Source organism: Caulobacter sp., assembly GCF_039596335.1.
GTDB lineage: Bacteria > Pseudomonadota > Alphaproteobacteria > Caulobacterales > Caulobacteraceae > Caulobacter.
On sequence record NZ_JBCNJZ010000005.1, the window covers coordinates 112,926 to 135,813 of the forward strand.

Sequence of the window (22,888 nt, forward strand, 5' to 3'; positions counted from 1 at the left end):
GAGCTTGGGTTCGCTCAGATCTGTCTCAAGGCGGGGGCTGCCGACCGTTTGTCTTCCAATTTTCTGATCCTTCTGATTCTGGCGGCGCCATTCGTCGGCGCAGCCATTGCGGCTGGCCTTCCGCGCCACGCCCGCACCTCGGCGGCCATCCTGTCGTGGATCGTGGCGCTGGTGTGCTTGATCAGCCTGGGCGCGCTGTGGCCGATGTTCGCCGACGGCGAGATCCTGCGCCTCGAGATCCCCTGGCTGCCGTCGCTGGGCGTGGATCTGGTGCTGCGGCTGGACGGTCTGTCGTGGATCTTCTGCGCCTTGATCCTGGGGATCGGCGCCTTGGTCGTGCTGTATGCGCGCTACTACATGTCGCCCAAGGACCCGGTGCCGCGGTTCTTCTCGTTTCTGCTGGCCTTCATGGGCGCGATGCAGGGCGTGGTGCTGTCGGGCAACCTGATCCAGCTGGCCGTCTTCTGGGAGCTGACCAGCCTTTTCTCCTTCCTGCTGATCGGCTACTGGCACCAGAACCCCTCGGCGCGTGAAGGCGCGCGGATGGCGCTGACGGTCACGGCCCTGGGCGGCCTGGCCCTGCTGGTCGGGATGATCCTGCTGGGCGCGATCGTCGGCAGCTATGATCTGGATGTCGTTCTGGCCGCCAAGGACCAGATCCTCGCCGATCCGCGCTACGTACCCGCGCTTGGCCTGATCCTGCTGGGCGCCCTGACCAAGAGCGCCCAGTTCCCGTTCCACTTCTGGCTGCCGCGCGCCATGGCTGCGCCGACGCCGGTCAGCGCCTATCTGCATTCGGCGACAATGGTGAAGGCCGGCATCTTCCTGCTGCTGCGCATGTGGCCGATCTTCGGCCAGACCGACCTCTGGTACTTCGTCGTCGGCGGAGCAGGTGTCGCGACGCTGCTGCTGGGCGCCTGGTGCGCCATATTTCAGCATGATCTCAAGGGCTTGCTGGCCTATTCGACCATCAGTCACCTGGGCCTTATCACCTTGTTGCTGGGCCTGGGATCGCCGCTGGGCGCGGTCGCCGCGATCTTCCACACCATCAACCACGCGACCTTCAAGGCCTCGCTGTTCATGGCCGCCGGCATCATCGATCACGAGGCCGGCACGCGAGACATGCGCAAGCTGAGCGGCCTCTATCGCTACATGCCCATCACCGGGACCCTGGCCATCGTCGCCGCCGCGGCCATGGCCGGCGTGCCGCTGCTGAACGGCTTCCTGTCCAAGGAGATGTTCCTGGCCGAGGTGGTCTCGGGCGGTAACGGCCATGCGCTGAACAGCGCTCTGCCGGTGCTGGCGACCTTGGCCAGCGCATTCGGGGTGCTCTATTCACTGCGCTTCATTCTGGCGACCTTCTTCGGCCCGCCGCCGACCTTGCTGGACCGCACGCCGCACGAGCCGCCGGGCTGGATGCGGCGGCCGGTCGAGATCCTGGTGGCGCTGTGCCTGCTGGTCGGCGTCGCGCCGGCCCTGACCGTCGGTCCGTTCTTGCGCAGCGCCGTGGTCTCGGTGGCGGGGCCGAACCCACCTTATTACAGCCTGGCGCTCTGGCACGGCTTCAACATCCCCCTGCTGCTCAGCGTGCTGGCCCTGTGCGGCGGGGGCGTCCTCTACGTCGTCTTCGGCAAGGCGCTGGCCGCCAACACACGCGGCGGACTGTTCCACCTGCGTCGCCTGAACGGCGGCTACCTGTTCGAGAAGACCATGACCGGCCTGGTCAAGGCCGCCCGCTGGGTCGAGCGTGTCCTGGGCGCTGACCGTATGCAGCCGCAGCTGCGGGCCGTGGTGCTGGTCGCCCTGCTGGCGGGCGTAGCCGCGGCCGTGACGGGCGGCTTGCCGATCCAGCCCGACTGGTCTGCGCCCGCGCCGTCGGACTACGCCTTCGCCGGCCTGTGGCTGGTCGGTGGCGGTTGCGCCGTCGCTGCCGCCTGGCAGGCCAAGTATCACCGCCTGGCCGCCGTGGTGCTGATGGGCGGAGCGGGGCTGGTCAGCTGCCTGTCGTTCGTCTGGCTGTCGGCCCCGGACCTGGCCATCACCCAGTTGCTGGTCGAGGTGGTGACGACCGTCCTGCTGTTGCTGGGCCTGCGCTGGTTGCCCAAGCGGCTTGAGGAGATGAAGGTCTCCGATGCCGAGCAGCGCCGCTCGCGCCGCCGACGCCAGGTCGACCTGGTCATCGCCGTCGTCTGCGGCCTGGCCCTGTCGATCGCGGCCTATGCCGTCATGACCCGGCCCATGGTCGAGGGCATCTCGCGCTTCTTCGTCGAGCGCGCCTATAGCGAGGGCGGCGGGCGCAATGTCGTCAACGTCATCCTGGTCGACTTCCGCGCCTTCGACACGTTCGGCGAGATCACGGTGCTGGGCATCGTCGGCCTGACCGTGCTGGCCTTGCTGCGCCGCTTCCGGCCCGGGGACGACAGCCTGAGCGCACCGAACCAGAAGCAGGCCCTGGAGCATGCTAAGGCGGATGGTCCGGCGCCCGGCGACGCCCTGCGCGACACGATGCTGATCCCGCGCGTGGTGATGCGCTGGATGTTCCCGTTCGTCATCGTGCTGGCCGTGCACCTGTTCTTGCGCGGGCACGACCTGCCAGGCGGCGGCTTTGCGGCCGGGGTGGCGCTGTCGATCGCCGTGGTGCTGCAGTACATGGCGTCCGGCGCGCGCTGGGTCGAGGAGCGGCTGCTGCTGCGTCCGATCCTGTGGATCGGGCTGGGCCTGACCATCGCCGCCGGCTGCGGCCTGGCCGCCGTGGGCTTCAACCGGCCGTTCCTGACTTCGGCCTTCCAGTACGTGTATCTGCCAGTGCTGGGTAAGGTCCCGCTGGCCAGCGCCGTGGTCTTCGACCTGGGCGTGGTGCTGCTGGTCGTGGGCGCCACGGTGCTGATGCTGGTGGCCCTGGCGCACCAGTCGTTGCGCCGCGCCAAGCGGGACGACGAGCCGGCGGAGGAGGGCGCATGATCGAGATCGTGTTGGCGATCGCCATCGGCGTGCTCTCGACGGCCGGGATCTGGCTGCTGCTAAGGCCGCGGACCTTCCAGGTGATCATGGGACTGTCGTTGCTGTCCTATGCGGTGAACCTGTTCATCTTCGCGATGGGGCGGTTGCGTTCGGGGGCGCCGCCTGTGACAGCGTCGGGCCTGGCGCGGCCGGAACTCTATGACGATCCCACGCCCCAGGCCCTGGTGCTGACGGCCATCGTCATCAGCTTCGCCCTGACGGCGCTGTTCCTGGTCGTGCTGCTGGCCGCGCGCGGCGCGACGGGCAGCGACCACGTCGACGGACGGGAGCCGTCCGAATGATCGCCTGGGACACCCATCTGATCATCCTGCCGATCCTGCTGCCGATGGTGATGGCGGCGATCATGCTGCTGTTCGACGAGCGTCGTCGGCGCCTGAAGAGCGTGATCAGCCTGACGGCCATGGCGGCCATCCTGATCGTCGCCCTGATCCTGCTATACGAATGCCTGACCGGCGCGGCCGACGGCGGCGACACCGCGCGGGTCTACCGTCTGGGCGACTGGGCCGCGCCCTATGGCATCGTGCTGGTCGCCGACCGGCTGTCGACCATGATGGTGGCCCTGACCAGTGTGCTGGGCGCCGGTGTCCTGGCCTTCGCCCTGGCGCGCTGGGACCGGGCCGGACCGCGCTTCCACGCGCTGTTCCTGTTCCTGATCATGGGCGTCAACGGCGCCTTCCTGACCGGCGACATCTTCAACCTGTTCGTCTTCTTCGAGATCATGCTGGCGGCCTCGTACGGCCTGGCGCTGCATGGCTCGGGGGAAGAGCGGATCCGGGCCGGCCTGACCTATATCGCCATCAACCTGACGGCCTCGCTGTTGTTCCTGATTGGGGTGTCGGCGATCTACGGCGTGACCGGCACGCTGAACATGGCCGATCTGGCCTTGAAGGTCCGCGCCATCGCCGAGACCGATCGCGGCCTGCTGCACGTCGGCGCGGCGGTGCTGGGCACGGCCTTCCTGATCAAGTGTGCGGCCTGGCCGCTGGGCTTCTGGCTGGTCCCGACCTACACGGCGGCCAGCGCGCCGTCGGCGGCGATCTTCGCCATGCTCTCAAAGGTCGGGGTCTATGTGCTGCTGCGCCTGTCGTTGCTGGCGTTCGGCGACCAGGCGGGCGGCTCGGCGCATTTCGGCCAGGGCTGGCTGTTGACGACGGGTCTGGCGACCCTGACCTTCGGCACGCTGGGCATCATCGCCGCGCGGGATCTGGCGCGGGCGGCCGCCTATGCCGTCATGGTCTCGTCCGGCACCATCCTGGCGGCGGCGGGCGTGGGTCATCCCGCGGTGCTGGGCGGGGCGCTGTTCTATCTGATCGGCTCCACCCTGGCCTGCGGAGCGCTGTTCCTGCTGGCCGAGGTGCTGCAACGCGGCGTCGATTCCGGCGCCCAGCGCGAGCGGGCCGTGTTCGACGACGAGTACCGCGACCCGTTCGACGACGACGAGCGCAACGAGCCGGGTCTGGTGATCCCCGCCGCCGTCGCGGCCCTGGGCGGGGCGCTTCTGATCTGTACCCTGATGATCGCAGGCCTGCCGCCGCTGTCGGGGTTCATCGGCAAGTTGGCCATGCTGGACGGCCTGGCCAAGGCCCTCGACCCGGCCAGCATCGCGGTCATGGTCGCCCTGTCGGTCTCGAGCCTGGGCGGGCTGATCGGCCTGACGCGCCTGGGCGTGAAGGCCCTGTGGGCGCGGGACGAGGACGCCCCCGAACTGGTGGTCGGCGCGGCCGAACTAGCCGGCATGGGTGGCCTTTTGGCGGCGTGTGTGTTGCTGGCGATCTTCGGCGGCATGGGCCTGATCTATGCCGAGCACACCGCCGCATGGCTGGGCCGGCCGGACGCCTATATCAACGCCGTGCTGGGGACGCCGCGATGATCCGGGCGCTGTTTCCCCATCCGATCCTGGCGCTGGGGGTCTTCGCGACCTCTGTGCTGCTGAGCGGGGCGTTCAATCCGCCGTCGATTGCTCTGGCGCTGCTGCTGGCCGTGCTGGCGCCGCAAGTCATGCGAGCCCTGGACCTACAGCGTGTCCGCGTCCGCGCGCCGTTGGCCATCGTGCAATTGGCCAGTGTGGTGGCGGTCGACGTGCTGCGCTCGAACTGGGCGGTGGCGACGATCATCCTGGCCGGCCGCAAGCGCGAACGGAAATCGGGCTTCATCCACGTGCCGCTGGACCTCAAGGACCGCTACGCCCTGGCGGTGCTGGCCGTGATCCTGACTGCCACGCCGGGCACCCTGTGGGTCGAGTACGACAGCGCCTCGGGCCGTCTGCTGCTGCACGTGCTCGACCTCGTCGATGAGGAATCCTGGATCCACCTGATCAAGGATCGCTACGAGCGCCGGCTGAGGGAGATCTTCGAATGAGCCAGATGATCCTGACCTGGAGCCTGCTGGCCGCCCAGGCGCTGCTGGTGGCGGCGATGGCGCTTGCTGCATGGCGTGTCGTGAAAGGCCCTCGCGCCCAGGACCGGGTGCTGGGCATGGACACACTCTATCTGAACGGCATGCTGCTGCTGCTGGTCTTCGGCGTGCGCACCGCCGACACGGTCTATTTCTACGCCGCCCTGATCATCGGCATGCTGGGCTTCACCGCCACGGTGGCCCTGGCCAAGTTCCTGATGCGCGGCGAGGTGATCGAATGACCGCTGTCGATCTGCCGGCTTGGGCCGCCGTCTTGGTGGGCCTTCTCGTCCTGACCGGCGCAGCGCTGTCGCTGCTGGGCGCGGTCGGCCTCTGCACCTTCAAGACCTTCTACGAGCGCGTCCACGCCCCGACGCTGGGCGCCACTCTGGGGATGGGGCTGATCGTCATCGGCTCGATCCTGTTCTTCACCTTGGTCGAGGGCCGGTTCATGCCGCGCGAGCTGCTGATCGGGGTCTTCCTGACGGTGACGACGCCGGTGACCCTGATCCTGCTGGCCCGCGCGGCCCTGTTCCGCGACAGGACAGAACCGGGGCAGGGCGACCCGGTCGAGGACGCCAAGGGCGCCGCGCCGCCGTCCTAGCCCCGTCGATGTCGTCAGAACTCCTTGATGAGGCGCAGACCGGCGCGCGGCCGCCAGGCCTCGCCGGCGACCTTCACAGCGCCCAATCCGGCCTGGACATTGACACCCGGACCCAGGCGCTGGTGGATCTGCGGCATCAGCAGGGTCATACGGTCCGGACCGGTGCGCAGATTGTACTCCAGGCCCAGGGTCGTGGCCTCCGACGCCTCGAAGAAGGTCGTGTGGTTGAAGATGAACGACCGGTCGCCGGGGTGCTTCACGGTCACGTCGCCGACCCCGACCATGCTCATGGTGCTGAACCGCTGACCGAAGCGATGGCCGACCAGGTAGAGGGCGGTGTTCTCCCAACGGCCGGTGTGGCGATTGTAGAGGCCCAGATACTGGACGCCGTGCACGCCGCGACCGTTGTTGAACGCGCCGAAGGTTCCCTGCAGGCCCATCTTGTAGTCGGTAACCTTCATGTCCTCCATTGGCAGCTCGAACTCGATGGCGAAGCCGTCGGCGAAGGCGACCTCGATCTCCGGCGCCCATTCGACGCCGCGGTGACCCGACAGGTTCTGCTGGGCCAGGGCGTTGACCTCCAGCTCGCCGCGGCGCGCGCCCAGCGGCCGGACCATGTCGAACACCATCGGCTCAGGGATGTGCGGCGCGCCCTCGGCGTGGGCCGCCAGGGGCGTCAGGGTCAAGAGAAGGGCGAGGAGGGCTTTGCGCATGGGAAGCGGGATCCGGTCTGCGCCCGGCGCGTGATCATCGCCCGGGCTGGTCTGCGCCCGGCAAGGCCCTCCTTCAGATTACGGCGTCCTTACAGGGAGGGCCGGCGTTGCGGCTGCTGATCGTCGAGGACCATGACGAGCTGGCCGAGCTGATCGTCGGTCGCCTGGCCGACGCCGGCTTTCCCAGCGACCGCGTGGCCAGCGCCGAGGACGCGCGGCTGCTGATCGGGGCGGGCGACCATGCCGCCATTCTGCTGGACCTGGGGCTGCCTGATGGCGACGGCCTGGATCTCCTGGAATGGACCCGCCAACGGGACGCCAGCCTGCCGGTGCTGATCCTGACGGCGCGCTCGTCGATCGGCGATCGGGTGGCGGGCTTGAACGCCGGGGCCGACGACTATCTGGCCAAGCCGTTCGCCACCGACGAGTTGATCGCCCGGGTCCGGGCGCTGATGCGCAGGGCAGGGGCCAATGCCGGCGCGGCTCTGGCCTGCGGGCGGCTGACCTATGATCCGGCAGGGCGCGTGGCGCGGATTGCGGCGACGCCGCTGGTCCTGTCGCGGCGCGAGACCCAGCTCTTGGAACTGCTGCTGCGCCATCGCGACAAGGCCGTGCGCAAGAGCCAGATCGAGACCCTGTTCTTCGGCCTGGGCGAGGAGTTCTCGTCCAACGCCGTGGAGGTCGGCGTCCACCGGCTGCGTCGGCGTCTGGAGCAACTGGCTGCCGGGGTCGAGATCGTCACGCTGCGTGGCGTGGGCTACCTGCTGCGGGAAGAGGTCGTCGCATGATCCGCGCGCGTTCGATCCTGTCGCGGGTGCTGCTGCTGCACGCCCTGGCGACCCTGGTCACGGCCCTAGTCGTGGCGGCCGGGGTCTGGCTGCTGCTGGAGACCACCAGCGAGCGCCTCCAGCGCCAGACCCTGTCGGCCTATGCCGAGACCCTGCAGGGCGGACTGCGTCCGGATCCCGGCGGCTGGACGGTGACCAACACCGCCCATCCGGCGCTGCACGGCGGCGGCGACAGCTTCACCTTCGGCCTGCTGCAAGGCGAGCAACTGACGCCCATCGGCGACCTGGCCGCGCCCCCGCCGCTGCGGCGCGTGCCGGCCGACGGCGGTCCAGCCTTCTTCGAGCGGGTGCAGGGCTCACGGCTCTATTCCGGTCTCAGCGTGCCGGTGATGGGGCATGAGGATCTCCGCATCGTAGTGATCCAGAACCTGGACCACCCGGACGTCATCTTCGACGACGTGGTCACCCAGGTGCTGATCATCGGCGCGGGCCTGATCCTGCTGCTGCTGACCCTGCAGCTGGCCATCGACATCTGGATCGTCCGCCGCACCCTGGCGCCGGTGCGCAAGGTCTCCGACGCCGTGGCCGCCATCCATCCGACGGCGCTGGAGGAACGGGCCGATGTCAGCGCGCTGCCCGCCGAGGTGCTGCCGCTGGGCCAGGCGTTCAACAGCGCCCTGGATCGAGTGACCGAGGCCTACCGCATCGAGCGCGACTTCGCCGCCGACGCCGCCCACGAACTGCGGACGCCGTTGTCGGTGCTGCAACTGAGGGCCGAGGAGACGGCTGATCCGGTGTTGCGAGGGAGGCTTCTGGCCCAGATCGGCCATGTCAGGAGCATCGTCGAGCGCCTGCTGCTGCTGGCCGAGCTGGACGCCCACGCGTCCGATCCCGCCGCCCGCGCCGACCTGCGCCAGGTCGCCGAGGAGCAGGTCGCGGCCATCGCGGCGCTGGCCTTGGCGAAGAGCCAGTCGATCGCTGTCACCGGCCTGGAGCGCGCCATCGTCGCCGGCGAGGCCGAGCGGGTGGGGCGGGCGCTGGCGGCGCTGCTGGGGAACGCGGTGCGGCACACGCCCGCCGGTACGGCCATCGAGGTCGAGGTCGAGGCCTTCGCGATCCAGGTCCGTGACGACGGTCCAGGAATTGGCGCGGCCGATGAGCGCGAACTCTTCCGCCGCTTCTGGCGGAGCGACCGGCGCAGCGGCGACGGCTCGGGGCTGGGCCTGTCGATTGCCGAGCGGATCATGCATCAGCTGGGCGGGTCGATCCGTGTACGGCGGAACGACCCGGGCGTCGCCTTCACCTTGGCGTTTCCGGAAGCCGCCGCCAGCTAGAAAATCTGACATGAACGGCCCCTAGAAGCGCCGCCGATGTCAGACCTGATCTCACTCTCGATCCTCGTCGCGCTCGGATGACGTTGCGCGCGGATCCCGCCGTGGTGGCCTGGGTCGGGCGGCATGTGCTGCCCTACGAGGCCAAGGTCCGCTCGGCCCTGTCGCGGGCGCGGGTGCCCGAATCGGACATCGACGATCTGCTGCAGGAGGCTTACTGCCGCCTCTGTTCCCTGCGCTCGGTCGAGCATGTCGAGAACCCGGAAGGCTATCTCTTCCGCACTGTCCGCAACGTGCTGAACGCCCAGATCCGCCGCCGGCGGATCGTGCGGATCGACTTCGTCAACGCCATGGACCTGCTGGCCCACGCCGATCAACGGCCCAGCCCGGAGGAGGAGACCAGCTACCGCCGCTACCTGGCGCTCGTGCGCGAAGCCATGACCGCCTTGCCCGAGCGCTGCCGCAGGATCCTGGAGATGCGCAAGATCGAGGGCCTGTCGCAGCGCGAGATCGCCCGCCGGATCGACGTCAGCGAGAGCATTGTCGAAAACGAGGGCGCGAAGGGTTTGCGGTTGATCGCCAAGGCCCTTCGCGACAAACACGGCGAGGACGCGCCCGAGATCCAGTGGCGCAGGCAGGCTAGAGACTAGGGTGAAGCGGCAGACCGCGCAGGAGATCGAGGCCGACGCCCTAAACTGGGTGATGGCCTTGGATCGCAGCAACGACGCTCGTTCGCAGCGGCGGCTGGACGCCTGGCTGGCCGGTGACACGCGTCGTCAGGGCGCCTTTCTGAAAGCCCAGGCGATGTGGGCGACGATGGGCGAGGCGGCTTCCGGGGCCGAGGTCACGCCGCTGTTCCCAGCGACGACGCAACGCAAGGCGCGACGCGGCATCGACCGGCGCACCGCCATGATCGGCGGCGGCCTGGCGGCCAGTCTCGCCGCCGCGATCGGCTTCACCCTGCGGCCCCAGGTCTATCGCACCGAGAAGGGCGAGCAGCGGGCCATGCCGCTGGAGGATGGCTCGACCATCCGCATCAACACCGACAGCGCGCTCAGCGTGGCCCTGACCCGCGAACGGCGCACGATCCGGCTGAAGGACGGCGAGGCCTGGTTCAAGGTCGCCCACGACAAGGCCCGGCCGTTTACGGTCGAGGCCGGCGGCGTCGCGGTCCAGGCGACCGGCACGGCCTTCGCGGTGCGCCGGGCGCAGAACGGCGTCGACGTGCTGGTCACCGAGGGCTCGGTAGACGTCTGGAGCCTGGAGGCGCCGGGCCGCAAGGTCGCGCTGAAGGCGGGGCAGAGCCTGTTCGTGGCCACCGCCGCGCCGGCTCCCGACAAGGCCCGCATCCTGGACGACGCTGGCGAGGTGCGCCGCAAGCTGGCCTGGCGCGACGGCCGCATCGAGCTGGATGGCGAGACGCTGGGCTTCGCCGCCGCCGAGTTCAATCGCTACAACCGCCTGCAGCTGCGGGTGACCGGCGACGCCCTGGCCGGCGAGCGGCTGTATGGCGTCTTCAGCGTCGACGATCCGGAAGCCTTCGCGCGGGCGGCTCAGGTCAGCCTGCGGGCCTTCGTCCAGCGACCTTCGCCCGACGAAATCGCCATCTCCCGCTGACCTTCTGAAAAAAGTTCGTGGCCCGCGTAAGGAAAATCCAGGGCCGGACATCCTTGGGTCAGGCGCCTGGACGGAAGCGCCGACCAACAGGGGATCTTTCGTGAAATCGTTCTTCATGGCCGGCGCTGCGCCGGTCGCCATCGTCGCCTTCATGGCGGCGACGCCCGCCCTCGCGCAGGACGTCCGCTTTGATGTGCCGGCCCAGTCGGCCGCGTCGGGTGTCGCCGCCTTCGCCAAGCAGGCCGATATCCAGCTGATCATCTCGGCCCGCGACGCCGAGGGCCGCCGGACGAACGCCGTCACCGGGACCTTCACCGTGCAGACCGGCCTGCAGCGCCTGCTGGCGGGCGCTGGTCTCACCACGCGGATGATCGACGCCCGCACCTTCGCCGTCGTGGCCGAGGAAGGCGTGGTCCGCACCGCCGCCGCCGCCGAGCCCGAGATGGTCGAGACCGTGGTGGTCACCGGCTCGCGCATCGCCCGCACGGGCTTCGACGCCTCGACCCCGGTCAGCGTGCTCAGCGCCGAGGACTTTCGCATCTCCGGCACGACCAATGTCGAGGAACTGCTGAACGACTCGCCGCAGTTCGTGCCGTCCACCAACGGCGGGGCCTATGGCAACGTAGTGCCCGGCGGTTCGGCCGACCTGAACCTGCGCGGCTTCGGCGCGTCGCGGAACCTGGTGCTGGTCAACGGTCGCCGCTTCACGGTCAACGGGCCGGAGCTGGTCACCGACATCAACACGATCCCGTCCTCACTGATCAAGCGGACCGAGATCGTCACCGGCGGCTCGTCGGCCGTTTATGGATCTGATGCGATCACCGGCGTGGTCAACTTCATCACGCGCGACGATATCGACGGCATCGAGCTGAACGCCCAGGCCAGCTTCGACAGTCCCACCCGCACCCCGACCTACAACATCGACCTGTCGGGCGGTCGCAAGGTCGCCGACGGGCGAGGGCAGGTGATCGCCTCGCTGAACTATCTGGATCGCGGGGCCATGACCCGGGCTGAGCGCGGCGATTTCGCCCCGCAGTGGATGGTCAACGGCTGCGTCACCGCCGCCAGCTGGCGCAAGGACGGGGTGGGCACGCCCATGACCGTGCCGGCCGGTTCGAGCTGCCGTGCGGCCGGCGGCCTGCCGGGCCTGATCGCCAGCGGCAGCGGCGACATCCCCAACGGCCGCTTCACCGGCGTGCCGCTGCCCGGCTCCTCGGCCTCGAACGCGGCGCTGAACGCGGCGCTGGCGGCGGCCGGCCTGGGCGGCCTGGGCTCGCGCGGCTTCACCTTCAACGACGCCGGCAGCGCGGTGCGCCCGGCCCTGACGCCGCAGGACGATTACAACCTGCAGCCGGACAACTATCTGATCGTCCCGCAGCAGCGGGTGATGTTCAACGCGTTCGCCCGCTACGACCTGAATGACCGCGCCACCCTGTACGGCGAACTGCATGTCAGCCGTAACAAGGTCGACCAGCAGCTGGCCCCGTCCAGCATCAGCGGCCCGTTCCTGTTCAATGTGAACAACCCGAACCTGTCGCCGGAAATGCGCGAGGTGTTGCGCCAGCTGGACTTGAAGGAGACCGGGAACACCACCGTTGTCACCGGCCCGACCTCCATGGTCAATCGCCCGGGCGACGGCCTGGCCGCCCTCAGCATCGCGCGTCGTTTGCTGGAAGTCGGCGTTCGCCGCAACATGACCAAGCGCGACGTCTTTCGCGGCGTGGTCGGCCTGAAGGGCGACCTGCCGGACGTCTCGACGTCGTTCCTGACCAACCTGTCCTACGACGTCTATTACAGCTACGCCGACACCCAGCAGACCGACACCCAGGCGGGCAACGTCTCGCGCAGCCGCTTCCAGGCGGGTCTGCTGTCGGCGAACGGCGCCGCGCCGCTGCTGAACATCTTCGGTCAGAACCTGTCCAAGGCGGGCGTCGACTCGATCATCATCGCGTCGACCACCAACGAGGTCGAAACCCGCCAGCGGGTGGCCGCGGCCAACCTGTCGGGCGAGGCCTTCCGCCTGCCGGCTGGCCCGGTCGGCTTCTCGATGGGCGCGGAGTGGCGCAAGTCGTTCGCGGGCGTCTCGCCCGACGCCAACCTGGTGAACGGCGACGTCGTGGGCTTTAACCCCGGCCTGCCGTCCAGCGGCTCGATCGCCGCCAAGGAGATCTACGGCGAGGTGCGCGCCCCGCTGCTGGCCGACCTGCCATTGATCCAGAACCTGACCGCCAACGCCGCCTTTCGCTATTCGGACTACAGCCTGAAGGGCATCGGCGGCGTCTGGACATATCTGGGCGGCCTGGAATGGCGCGTGAACCCGGACGTGGCCCTGCGCGGCCAGTTCCAGCGGGCCGTCCGCGCTCCCAATGTTGGTGAGCTCTATGCCGGTCTGTCGACCAGCAGCAGCGCCGCGGTCGACCCGTGCTCCAACCGCCAGCCGCTGGCGGCACGCACGGCTGCTGTCCGCGCGCTGTGCGTCGCCATGGGCGTGCCGGAAAGCCTGGTGTTCGGCGCGGGCGTGCAGCCCAACGAGACCATCACCGCTGTCTATGGCGGCAGCGACCAGGTCGGCGTGGAAGAGTCCGACACCAAGACCTTCGGTGTCGTCCTGACGCCGCGCGTGGTCCCGAACCTGGCGGTCAGCGTCGACTACTTCAACATCGAGCTGAAGGGCGCGATCGCGCCCCTGGGCGGCGGCCTGAACAACACTCTGAACCTCTGCTACAACATCGTGCAGAACCAGAGCAGCGAGTTCTGCCAGGCCATCGCCCGCAACCCGCTGACGGGCGAGATCAGCAATCCCTATTACGTGCAGATCCGCTCGGCCAACACCGGCGCGCTGAAGACCTCGGGCGTCGACTTCGCCGCCCGCTATCGCTTCGGCATGGACTGGGGCTTCGACGGCGCCAGCCGCTTCGAAGTGGCCAGCAACTGGACCTGGACCAAGGAGCTGGTCTCGACTCCGGTGCAGGCCTTCCCGAACGTGCAGAACGACTGCGCCGGGGCCTATGGCACCACCTGCGGCGAGCCGGTTCCGCGCCTGAAGGGCGTCACCCGCCTGACCTGGAGCAGCGGTCCGGTGACCCTCAGCTTGCGCGGCCGCTACATCGGCAAGGTCACGGTCGACACCTATGTCCTGCCCAGCCGCTCGGGTCTGCCGACGCCGGACCTGGCCGACCTGACCAATCCGATCCTTAAGGCGCGCGGCTATCTCGACCTGTCGGGCGCGTGGGACGTCAGCAAGGCCCTGCGTCTGTCGGGCGGGATCGACAACCTGCTGAACAGCGATCCGCCGATCGTCGCCAATCCGCGGGCCAACACCTATCCGACCACCTATGACGCGCTGGGGATGCGCTTCTATGTCGGCGCCTCGATGAGGTTCTGACTGTTCGGAGGGCCGCAGCGTATCTCCCCTCGCGCCGCGGCCCTCCTTATCCATCCAGGGGTTGTAAATCGTTGCGGCGCCGCGTGTTGCGGTGAGTCTGTTTCCCCTGCGGAGGTCTCTCCAGGACGCCGCTGTATGCAGCAGGCGCGGGCGCCGCCTGCCCAGTCCAAGGTCACCACGAAGTAAGAGTTTATTTCACTTCCCTGCTGGCTTGACCCTGCTTCGGCCCGCGCCTTTGCATCCGGTCAGGACACGCCGTCGAGACGCCTTGGGGCGCGTCTCCGTGAGGTTTCACGCGGCCGAGTAGGGGAGTTTGTGAGTATGTTGAACCTGTCCGCCTGGACCCGTCGATCGCTGCTGGCTGCGGCCTTCGCGGGCGTGACGGCGACGTCCGCTCTGGCCCAGGCCGCTGCTCCGGCGCCCGCTGCGCCCACCGCCGCCGCGCCCATCCCGATCCGCGTCGTGGTCGTCACAGCCTATGCGCTGGAAGACAAGGCCTGGATGGCCGAGGCCCCGCAGAAGCTGGACTTCCCGAATGGCGTCGCGCCGCTGGGCTACGACCCGGCCAAGGGCGTGCTGATCCTGCGCACCGGCGTGGGCACCAACCACGCCGCCATCACCACCTTCGCCCTGGGGACTGATCCGCGTTTCGACCTGTCGAAGGCCTATTGGGTCATCGCCGCCATCGCCGGGGTCAATCCGGATGAGGCTTCGCCCGGTTCGGCGGCCTGGATCGGCAATGTCATCGACGTCGACTTCGGCAAGTGGGTCGACCCGCGCGAAGCGCCACCCGAGTGGGTGGGCGGCTATCCGCCGTTCCAGCCGCCGCGCGCCGGCCGCTCCGACAGCGTCTACTATCCGCTCAACATCGGTCTGCGGGACTGGGCGTTCAACCTGACCAAGGACACGCCGCTGCCCGACACCGAGGCGCTGAAGACCGCCCGCGCGCCGTTCTCCAGCTTCCCGAACGGCTCCAAGCCGCCGTTCGTGCTGACCGGCGACGAAATCTCGGCGCAGGCCTACTGGCACGGCGCGATGCTGACCAAGCGCTACGCCAAGCTGACCACCGACTACAGCGGCGGCAAGAGCCGGTTCGTGATGACCGCGATGGAGGACACCGGCGTCGGCAACGCGCTGCGCCGCCTGACCGCGGTGGGCAAGGCCGACTACGACCGCCTGGTCGTGCTGCGCACCGCCAGCAACTACTCGCAGCAGGCCCCGGGCGAGAGCCCGGTCGACAGCATGAACCGGCCCTATGCCGGGGTCGGCGACGCCGCCGCCTACGCCGCGCACGTCGTGGCCGGCAAGGTCGTCAACACGCTTTCGGGCAACTGGGGCGTCTATCGCGACAAGATTCCCGGCGCCGGGAAGTGAAGACCTGAAACGGCGGACCGGCCTTTACGCCGGTCCAGCCGCGAGGATGCGCAGGCGTCCCGATCGTGGGGAAACAACCGGAGACTCTGACCTCGTGGCTCGCCGCGCGCTTCGTCGCGCGTGGACGCGGCATGGGGCGCAGTAGGCGTAACGGCTTCAGTTCGGTGTGGCTCGGGGGGACCGCAGCGCACCACCATCCAGGGGACCCAGATGCGACACCTATATGCTGCGAGCGCCATCGCGCTTGCCTTGTCGGCCACCGCGACGGCGGTGGTCGCGCAGGAAACGACCTCCTCGATCCGCGGCTCGGTGAGCGCCAATGGCGTGGTCGCCGTCGGCGCCAGCGTCAGCGCGGTGCACGAGCCGTCGGGCACGACCGCCAGCGCCACGACCAACAGCGCCGGCGCCTTCAACCTGACTGGCCTGCGTCCGGGCGGCCCCTACACCGTCACCGTGACCGCGCCGGGCTTCGCGCCGGTGACCTCGCCGAACGTGTTCCTGACGGTCGGCCAGCCCTACAACATGCCAGTCGCGGTCGGCGACAGTCAGGTCGACGAGCTGATCGTCACCGCCACCCGCGCCGAGCGCTCGGGCCCGATGGTTTCGGTGTTCGACCGCGACAGCATCGCCAGCGTCGCCTCGGTCTCGCGCGACATCCGCGACATCGCCCGCCGCGACCCGTTCGCCTCGTTCAACCCCAGCACCCGCGGCGTCTCGATCGCCGGCCAGAACGGCCGCACCAACCGCTTCTCGGTCGACGGCGTGCGCTTCTCGGACAACTTCGGTCTGAACCAGGGCGGCCTGCCCAGCGCCCGCGGCCCGATCCCGCTGGACGCCGTCGAGCAGCTGTCGGTCAAGATCGCGCCCTACGACATCGCCGAAGGTGACTTCCAGGGCGGCTCGATCAACGTCGTCCTGCGTTCGGGCGGCAACAAGTTCACCGGCGCGGCCGGCTACACCTATTCCGACGACAGCCTGATGGGCACGAAGTCGAAAGGCGCGTCCTTCTCGCAGGAGATGACGTCCAAGACCTACAACGGCTTCATCTCGGGCCCGATCATCAAGGACAAGCTGTTCTTCGCGTTCGCCTACGAGAAGCTGAACGAGACGGTGCCGGCCGTGTTCGGCGCGCCGGGTACGGGCAACGCCGTGCCCAACCTGACCCAGTCCCAGATCGATCAGGTCAGCTCGATCGCCAAGTCGGTCTACAACTATGACACCCTCGGCGTGGCCACCAGCCGTCCGGAAATGGACAAGAAGTGGACGCTGAAACTCGACTGGAACATCACCGACAATCACCGCCTGTCGTACTCGACGATCCAGAACAAGGGCGAGACGGTGGCTCTCAGCGGCGGCACCTCGTCGATCACCTCGCCGGGCCTGGGCCTGGGCTCGTACGCCACCCATGAGCCCGAGCGGGTCGAGACCCACGCCCTGCAGCTGAACTCGAACTGGTCGAACGCCTTCAGCACCGAGCTGCGGGTCAACTACCGCGACTCCATGAAGGCCCCGATCTCATTCGGCTCGCCGGGCTACAGCGACATCACGGTCTGTCTGGACCCGACCTCGGTCGGCTCGCTGAACCAGTGCACCCAGACCGGCACGCCGCGCCTGGTGTTCGGCACCGAAGCCTTCAGCCACGCCGACATCGTCGGCCAGAAGCAGTACGGCGCCGAGTTCGTCGCCCGCTACAATCTCGGCGACCACGCCTTCAAGCTGCACGCGGCCTACAGCAAGCTGAAGATCACCAACACCTTCGTGGCCAACTCGCTGGGCACCTACTATTTCGACTCCATCGCCGACTTCCAGGCCCGCCAGGCCGGCCAGCTGGTCTATCAATACTCGATCACCGGCTCGCTCGACGACGTCAGCGCCAGCTTCAACTACGACCAGATCACCTTCGGCCTGCAGGACAGCTTCGACATCACGCCTGAGCTGAACGTGACCGCCGGTGTTCGCTTCGACGGCTACAAGATGGATGACCGGGCGCCGCTGAAGCAGTCGTTTGTCAATCGCTACGGCTTCGCCAACAACGCCAATATCGACGGCAACCTGGTGGTCCAGCCGCGTGTCGGCCTGACCTGGCGTCCGACCGATCGCCTGACGCTGCGCACCGGCCTGGGCCTGTTCAACGGCGGTTCGCCGGACGTCTTCGTCGGCAACAGCTTCTCGGCGGCCGGGGTGTTCACCAACACCATCACCGTCGGTCGCGCCGCCGGTGGTACGGGCTGCACCATCCCCACCACCGTGGCCAACGCCGCGGCGATCTGCAACGCGGCCCTGAACAACGTGCAGGGCAACAAGATCGACCCGCTGGTGCTCAGCTATCTGCAGACCAACACCGCCGCCCTCGGCGCCTCGCCGACCTCGTTCATGCCCCCGACCTTCAAGCTGCCGGCCCAGTGGAAGACCAATCTGTCGGTCGACTACGTGGCCGACTTCGGCGAGCGGCTGGGCGACGGCTGGCGCTTCGGGGCCGACCTGTTCTACGGCAAGACCGACAGCGCGGCCTACTACATCGACCAGCGCCTGACCCAGGTGGGCACGGCGCCCGACGGCCGTCCGATCTACGCCGACACCTATACCAACACGGCCAACAGCGACCTGGCCATGATGTACACCGACAAGGGCAAGTCGCTGATCGCCGTCGCCCGCGCCAGCAAGTCGTTCGACTTCGGCCTGGATACCGGCGTCAGCTACACGTACTCGGACGTCAAGTCGCTATCGGACATGGGCAGCTACGCCTCGGGCGGCTCGACCGCCAGCGGCACCTATGGCGGCCAGCCGATGGTCGATCCGAACCAGCCCGCCTACGGCCGTTCGAGCTATGAAGTGCGCGACAACTGGAAGTTCAACATCGACTACAGCCACGCGTTCTTCGGCGACTACAAGACCAGCTTCAACCTGTTCGGCGAGCTGCGCTCGGGTTCGCCCTACAGCCTGACCATGAACACGACGGCGTCCAACAGCCGCTCGACCCTGTTCGGCACGACTGGCGGCACAAACCGTTATCTGCTGTACGTGCCGGACGTCTCCAGCATGACCGCCGACTCCAAGGTCACCTACGCCTCGACGGCGGTGTACGAGGCGTTCCGCGCCTTCGTGCAGTCCAACAAGCTGGACCAGGGCGTGATCGGCAAGAACACCGAGAAGTCGCCCGACTACTTCAAGGTCGACCTGCACATCGAACAGGAGCTGCCGGTGCCGATGCTGTCCTCGGCCCGCTTCAAGCTGTTCGGCGACGTCGAGAACGTCCTGAACCTGATCAACAGCGACTGGGGGTCGTACCGGACCTACAACCCGCTGACCTCGGTGGTGAACGTCGCCTGCGCCCAGCAGGTCGGCAGCAGCTGCAACCAGTACTCCTACACCGCCTTCACCGCGCCGACCCTGCAGGCCAACGCCCAGCTGGGCGTCTGGCGGGTGCGTTTGGGCGCTCGCTTCGAGTTCTGATCGGTATAGCTTAAGCAACGGCCTCGGCGTCCGCGCCGAGGCCGTTTTCATATGGGGGGAAGCGCATGACGTTTGCACACAAGAAGGGGCTCGCGGCCCTGCTGGCCGCCACCTGCCTGGCGTCGGGCGCTCCGGCCTGGGCCCAGGCCGCGCCGGACCCGGCTCTGGACGCCGTCTTCGCCAAGGCCGCGGCCTCGCCGCCGCTGCTGCGCATCCTGCTGACCAAGCTGCCCAAGGGCGCGGACCTGCACAATCACGCCGGCGGCGGCACCTATGCCGAGGACTTCATCGCCTGGGCCGCGGCGGCCGGCGGATGCTTCTCGAAGACCAGCCAGTCCCTCGTCGCCGCGCCGTGCGGGGCCGAGGGCAATGCCGATCTGGTGGTGCTGAAGGGCCTGCCCGAGCGCGACCCCGACCTCTACAGCGACATCGTCGACGCCCTGTCCACCCGCCGGTTCGAGCAGGGCGTGGGCGAGCCCGAGATCTCCGGCCACCGCCGCTTCTTCCGCACCTTCGGCCGTTCGGGCCGGGGCGGGGGTGAGGACCGCGGCGTGCGCATCCAGGCCGAGGCCCTGCGTCAGGCCGCGCTCGACAACACCCTGTATCTGGAGCTGATGGCCGGCTCGAGCGCCTCGCGCGCCGTGATCGAGGCGTCGGCCGCGATCCCGTGGGTCGACCCGTGGGTCCAGACGACCGATGGCTCGCCGCCCCAGCGCCTGGATACGAAGATCCTGCAGGCGCGGCTGGATCAGCTGAAGCCCGTCATCGCTAAGGCCACGCCGGCGGCGACCGCGGGCGCTGACGCCAACGACAAGGCCATCGCCGCCCTGAACCGTTGCGGCACGGCCAAGCCGGAAGCCGCCTGCGACGTCACCCTGCGCTATCTGCTGTCGATCTCGCGCCAGCGTCCGCCCGAGGTGGTGTTCGGTCAGATGGCCGCCGCCTTCGCCCTGGTGAAAGCCGATCCGCGCTATGTCGGCATCAACATCCTGGAGCCCGAGGACGGTCCGGTGTCGGTGCGCGACTACCGCCTGCACATGCGGATGTTCGCCTTCTTCAAGACGCTCTATCCGGATGTGCCGCTGACCTTGCATGCGGGCGAGCTGGCCATGGGCCTGACGCCGCCGCGCGACCTGCGCTTCCACATCACAGAGGCGGTCGAGGTGGCCGGCGCCAAGCGCATCGGCCACGGCGTGGCGGTCGCCTACGAGGACGACGCCGACAAGCTGCTGGCGCGGATGGCCAAGGACAAGATCGCGGTTGAGATCAATCTGACCAGCAACGACGTGATCCTGGGCGTGAAGGGCAAGGACCATCCGCTGCCGCTTTACATGGCCGCCGGTGTGCCGGTGACGCTGTCGACCGACGACCTGGGCGTGTCACGCAGCGACCTGACCCACGAGTACATGCGTGCGGTGCTGGAGCAGGGCGTCCGCTACGGCCAGCTGAAGCAGATGTCGCGCAACAGCCTGACTTATTCGTTCCTGCAGGGCGCCAGCCTGTGGGATGGGCCGTGCGCCAGACTGAACGCACCGACGCCGACGGCGGCGTGCGATGCGGTGCTGAAGGCCAGTCCCAAGGCGCGCGATCAGTGGCGACTGGAGCGGGCCTTCGACGCCTTCGAGATGGAGATGAAGACCATCGTCCCGAAGCTGGCTCCGTAGGGCTATTGAGTAGGCGGCGGGGCTCAGCCCGCCGCTATCCACACGAACCGCGCTACGAAAAGTCCCGCTAGCACGAACAGCAGCCAGTCGCCGCGCTTGGCCTGGCCGCGCACGATCTTCAGCGCCGCGAAGGCGGTGATGCCGAACGCCAGGCCGTTGGCGATCGAGAAGGTGAGGGGGATGATGATCAGCGTCAGGAACGCCGGCACCGCCATATAGGCGTCGTCCCAATCCACCTCGGCCAGCGGGGCCATCATCAGGCCGCCGACGATGATCAGGGCCGGGGCGGTGGCCGCCGCGGGCGCCAACTGGGCGTAGGGCGCGACGAACACCGCCAGCAGGAACAGGATGCCGGTCACCACCGAGGCCAGGCCCGTGCGGCCGCCGGCCTGCACGCCCGCGGCGCTCTCGACATAGCTGGTCACGGTGCTGGTGCCGGCCACGGCGCCGACCATGGTGGCGACGGAGTCGGTGGTCAGGATCTTGTTCAGGCCCGGGATCTTGCCGGCCGCGTCGACCAGTCCGGCGCGCTTGGTCACCGCCACCAGGGTGCCGATGTTGTCGAAGATATCGACGAACAGGAAGACGAAGATGATCTCGATCAGGCCCAGGCCGTGCCCGCCGCCAAAGCCCAGGGCGCCGGCGATGTCCAGCTTGAACGCCGTCTCGGTCAGGGCCGTCAGGCTGTAGGGCTGGGGCGTGAAATGCACCTGGCCACACAGCCAGGCCACGATGCTGGTCACGACGATGCCGATCAGCAGCGCGCCCTTCACCCGCCAGGCGCTAAGGCCAGCGATCACCAGCAGGCCCAGAAGGGCCAGAGCTGGTCCAGGCTGCTTCAGGTCGCCGATGGCCACGAAGGTCGCGGGGTTGCTAACCACGATGCCGGCGTTCTTCAGGCCGATGAAGGCGATGAACAGGCCGATGCCGCCGGCCACGGCGGCGAACAGGTGCACGGGAATGGCCGCGATGATCATCTGCCGGATGCCGGCCACGGTCAGCAGCAGGAAGATCACCCCCGACAGGAACACGCAGCCCAGGCCGACCTGCCAGGGTACGCCCATCTGCAGCACGACGGTGTAGGTGAAGTAGGCGTTCAGACCCATGCCCGGCGCCAGGGCCAGGGGCACATTGGCCACCAGGCCCATGGCCAGGGTGGCGAAGCCGGCGGCGATGCAGGTGGCCACCGCCACGGCGGCGACCGGCAGGCCAGCGTCCGACAGAATCGCCGGATTGACCATGATGATATAGGCCATGGCGATGAAGGTCGTCGCTCCGGCCAGGATCTCGGTGCGCACGGTCGAGCCGCGCGCGCTGATCCCGAAGTGACGGTCCAACGCGGCCGTCTTTGTTGGCGCGCCCGGCGCCGTCTCACCACTCATGGTTATTCCCGATCCTTCGCCGTGCCCCCGCGGAGGGCGCCGGCACGCCAATAACAGGGCAATTGACGGCGGATGCGCCGCTAGCCCGCGAAGAGGCGCGCGTCTCGGCGACGGGCGGCGGCCTTCGTGGCTAGACACATAGCCGTGTCGCGATGGCATGGGGTTTTACATAATGAAGCTGTTACTTACGGACCTGCGATCGGCGGTCGATGCTGAAAGCGTTGGCGTGGCTCGCTCACCGCGTGGGCGCCTGGCTGGCCTGGTCCTGAAGCTCGCCGCCGGGTTCGGCCTGGCCGGGATGCTGGCGATGGGGGCGGCCGCTTCGGCACAGGTCGTGTCGACGCCGCCGTGCAAGGCCACGATCGCGGTGATCGGCGGCACCTATCTGAACGACGCCCTGCTGAACTCCAGCTATCTCGGCACGAGGTTCCGCGTCCAGACGCCGGTCGGCGAGTCGCCGGAGATCATCTGCGGCAAGGCCAATGGCGTCGATTTCTACTATGTCCATGGCCACGGTCAGGGCCGCTGGGTCGAGACCTGGACGGCGCTCTACAAGATGGGCGTCAAGGAAGCGATCGGCGGCGCCACGGCCGGCGGCATCAATCCCGAGATGAAGACCGGCGACTTCGTCGTGCCCAGCGACTTCATCGACTTCAACATCTCGCGCCCGCGCGGCCTGCCCAAAAGCATCTTTCCCGCCGGCGAGACCATCCTGCCGCGCTATGTGCCGGCGACCGATCCGCTGCTGGACGACATCCTGCTGGACGAGACCCGCAAGCGCCTGGCCGCCGATCCGGCGTCGAAAGGCATCAAGGTCCACAAGGGCGGGGTCGTGATCCAGGCCGCCGGCGGCCGCTTCGAGACCCCGGCCGAGATCCGCTTCTTCAAGCAGATCGGCGGCGACATGGTGACCATGAACGTCGGCTCGGAGATGTCCTATGCCCGCATGGCCGGTATCAACTACGCCAGCCTGGTGGTGATCTCGAACCCGGCCGAGGGGCTGGGCGAGTGGAAGTTCGAGGATCTGACAGCGATCTACCGCTCGCTGAACAAGGTCTCGCTGGACGTCGTGATCGCCGCCCTGCCGCGCATCGCCGGTCTGGCCGGCAAGCCGCGCGTCGGCGATGCGCTGCGCATCCACCCGGAGATGACCAGCAAGTAG

At 68.3% G+C, this 22,888-nt stretch carries 17 protein-coding genes; 15 read left to right on the top strand and 2 right to left on the bottom strand.

Annotation, left to right across the window (positions count from 1 at the left end; genetic code table 11):
• Nucleotides 1-48: 48 nt before the first annotated feature.
• Genes ABDW31_RS11945 through mnhG form a run of 6 tightly spaced genes read left to right on the top strand, consistent with a single transcriptional unit; the run spans nucleotide 49 to nucleotide 6,019 of the window.
• A complete protein-coding gene (locus ABDW31_RS11945; RefSeq protein ID WP_184718583.1) occupies nucleotides 49-2,961 on the top strand; it encodes a monovalent cation/H+ antiporter subunit A in 2,913 nt (970 codons plus the stop codon).
• The gene (locus tag ABDW31_RS11950) at nucleotides 2,961-3,302 is read left to right on the top strand and encodes a Na+/H+ antiporter subunit C (protein ID WP_184723813.1); all 342 of its coding nucleotides are present in this window, start codon (nucleotides 2,961-2,963) and stop codon (nucleotides 3,300-3,302) included. The genes ABDW31_RS11945 and ABDW31_RS11950 overlap by 1 nt, the downstream gene beginning before the upstream one ends.
• Nucleotides 3,299-4,891 carry a monovalent cation/H+ antiporter subunit D gene (locus ABDW31_RS11955; RefSeq protein WP_343698883.1) on the top strand — a complete coding sequence of 531 codons (1,593 nt, stop codon included), beginning with the start codon at nucleotides 3,299-3,301 and terminating at the stop codon, nucleotides 4,889-4,891. Before ABDW31_RS11950 ends, ABDW31_RS11955 begins: the two co-directional genes overlap by 4 nt.
• Complete coding sequence (locus ABDW31_RS11960; protein ID WP_184718587.1) at nucleotides 4,888-5,379, top strand: Na+/H+ antiporter subunit E; 492 nt, start codon at nucleotides 4,888-4,890, stop codon at nucleotides 5,377-5,379. Before ABDW31_RS11955 ends, ABDW31_RS11960 begins: the two co-directional genes overlap by 4 nt.
• Nucleotides 5,376-5,657 carry a K+/H+ antiporter subunit F gene (locus ABDW31_RS11965; RefSeq protein WP_184718589.1) on the top strand — a complete coding sequence of 94 codons (282 nt, stop codon included), beginning with the start codon at nucleotides 5,376-5,378 and terminating at the stop codon, nucleotides 5,655-5,657. Before ABDW31_RS11960 ends, ABDW31_RS11965 begins: the two co-directional genes overlap by 4 nt.
• Nucleotides 5,654-6,019 (top strand): monovalent cation/H(+) antiporter subunit G, encoded by a 366-nt coding sequence (gene mnhG, locus ABDW31_RS11970; RefSeq protein WP_184718591.1) that lies wholly within the window; start codon nucleotides 5,654-5,656, stop codon nucleotides 6,017-6,019. Before ABDW31_RS11965 ends, mnhG begins: the two co-directional genes overlap by 4 nt.
• A gap of 14 nt (nucleotides 6,020-6,033) precedes the next feature.
• On the opposite strand, the gene ABDW31_RS11975 is transcribed toward mnhG, so the two are convergent.
• The gene (locus tag ABDW31_RS11975; RefSeq protein WP_184718593.1) at nucleotides 6,034-6,732 is read right to left on the bottom strand and encodes a hypothetical protein; all 699 of its coding nucleotides are present in this window, start codon (nucleotides 6,730-6,732) and stop codon (nucleotides 6,034-6,036) included.
• A gap of 107 nt (nucleotides 6,733-6,839) precedes the next feature.
• Here ABDW31_RS11975 and ABDW31_RS11980 point away from each other — a divergent pair, with 107 nt between their 5' ends.
• From ABDW31_RS11980 to ABDW31_RS12015, 8 genes are all read left to right on the top strand, one after another.
• Entirely contained in the window at nucleotides 6,840-7,520 is a 681-nt protein-coding gene (locus ABDW31_RS11980) for a response regulator transcription factor (RefSeq protein ID WP_184718595.1), read from the top strand.
• The gene (locus ABDW31_RS11985; RefSeq protein WP_184718597.1) at nucleotides 7,517-8,854 is read left to right on the top strand and encodes an ATP-binding protein; all 1,338 of its coding nucleotides are present in this window, start codon (nucleotides 7,517-7,519) and stop codon (nucleotides 8,852-8,854) included. The genes ABDW31_RS11980 and ABDW31_RS11985 overlap by 4 nt, the downstream gene beginning before the upstream one ends.
• 77 nt (nucleotides 8,855-8,931) lie before the next feature.
• Complete coding sequence (locus ABDW31_RS11990) at nucleotides 8,932-9,501, top strand: sigma-70 family RNA polymerase sigma factor (protein ID WP_184718599.1); 570 nt, start codon at nucleotides 8,932-8,934, stop codon at nucleotides 9,499-9,501.
• A 1-nt stretch (nucleotide 9,502) separates the two neighbouring features.
• On the top strand, nucleotides 9,503-10,468 hold the full coding sequence (locus ABDW31_RS11995) for a FecR domain-containing protein (RefSeq protein ID WP_184718601.1): 966 nt from the start codon (nucleotides 9,503-9,505) through the stop codon (nucleotides 10,466-10,468).
• Nucleotides 10,469-10,568: 100 nt separating this feature from the next.
• Entirely contained in the window at nucleotides 10,569-13,853 is a 3,285-nt protein-coding gene (locus tag ABDW31_RS12000; protein ID WP_343698884.1) for a TonB-dependent receptor, read from the top strand.
• A 321-nt stretch (nucleotides 13,854-14,174) separates the two neighbouring features.
• Entirely contained in the window at nucleotides 14,175-15,227 is a 1,053-nt protein-coding gene (locus ABDW31_RS12005; RefSeq protein ID WP_184718603.1) for a purine nucleoside permease, read from the top strand.
• Nucleotides 15,228-15,437: 210 nt separating this feature from the next.
• Nucleotides 15,438-18,680, top strand: a complete 3,243-nt coding sequence (locus tag ABDW31_RS12010; RefSeq protein ID WP_184718605.1) for a TonB-dependent receptor — start codon at nucleotides 15,438-15,440, stop codon at nucleotides 18,678-18,680.
• A 65-nt stretch (nucleotides 18,681-18,745) separates the two neighbouring features.
• Nucleotides 18,746-20,344, top strand: a complete 1,599-nt coding sequence (locus ABDW31_RS12015) for an adenosine deaminase (RefSeq protein ID WP_184718607.1) — start codon at nucleotides 18,746-18,748, stop codon at nucleotides 20,342-20,344.
• Nucleotides 20,345-20,367: 23 nt separating this feature from the next.
• On the opposite strand, the gene ABDW31_RS12020 is transcribed toward ABDW31_RS12015, so the two are convergent.
• The gene (locus ABDW31_RS12020; RefSeq protein WP_184718609.1) at nucleotides 20,368-21,726 is read right to left on the bottom strand and encodes an NCS2 family permease; all 1,359 of its coding nucleotides are present in this window, start codon (nucleotides 21,724-21,726) and stop codon (nucleotides 20,368-20,370) included.
• Between the two features lie 226 nt (nucleotides 21,727-21,952).
• On the opposite strand from ABDW31_RS12020, the gene ABDW31_RS12025 reads away from it, so the two are divergent.
• Entirely contained in the window at nucleotides 21,953-22,888 is a 936-nt protein-coding gene (locus ABDW31_RS12025) for a hypothetical protein (RefSeq protein WP_184718611.1), read from the top strand.

Excerpts from the sequence above, each read along its gene's own strand:
- ABDW31_RS11985 (WP_184718597.1), top strand. The coding sequence starts at position 7,517 with ATGATCCGCGCGCGTTCGATCCTGTCGCGGGTGCTGCTGCTGCACGCC.
- mnhG (WP_184718591.1), top strand. The coding sequence starts at position 5,654 with ATGACCGCTGTCGATCTGCCGGCTTGGGCCGCCGTCTTGGTGGGCCTT.
- ABDW31_RS11975 (WP_184718593.1), bottom strand. The coding sequence starts at position 6,732 with ATGCGCAAAGCCCTCCTCGCCCTTCTCTTGACCCTGACGCCCCTGGCG.
- ABDW31_RS12005 (WP_184718603.1), top strand. The coding sequence starts at position 14,175 with ATGTTGAACCTGTCCGCCTGGACCCGTCGATCGCTGCTGGCTGCGGCC.
- ABDW31_RS12020 (WP_184718609.1), bottom strand. The coding sequence starts at position 21,726 with ATGAGTGGTGAGACGGCGCCGGGCGCGCCAACAAAGACGGCCGCGTTG.
- ABDW31_RS12015 (WP_184718607.1), top strand. The coding sequence starts at position 18,746 with ATGACGTTTGCACACAAGAAGGGGCTCGCGGCCCTGCTGGCCGCCACC.
- ABDW31_RS11960 (WP_184718587.1), top strand. The coding sequence starts at position 4,888 with ATGATCCGGGCGCTGTTTCCCCATCCGATCCTGGCGCTGGGGGTCTTC.
- ABDW31_RS11955 (WP_343698883.1), top strand. The coding sequence starts at position 3,299 with ATGATCGCCTGGGACACCCATCTGATCATCCTGCCGATCCTGCTGCCG.
- ABDW31_RS11965 (WP_184718589.1), top strand. The coding sequence starts at position 5,376 with ATGAGCCAGATGATCCTGACCTGGAGCCTGCTGGCCGCCCAGGCGCTG.
- ABDW31_RS11990 (WP_184718599.1), top strand. The coding sequence starts at position 8,932 with ATGACGTTGCGCGCGGATCCCGCCGTGGTGGCCTGGGTCGGGCGGCAT.
- ABDW31_RS12010 (WP_184718605.1), top strand. The coding sequence starts at position 15,438 with ATGCGACACCTATATGCTGCGAGCGCCATCGCGCTTGCCTTGTCGGCC.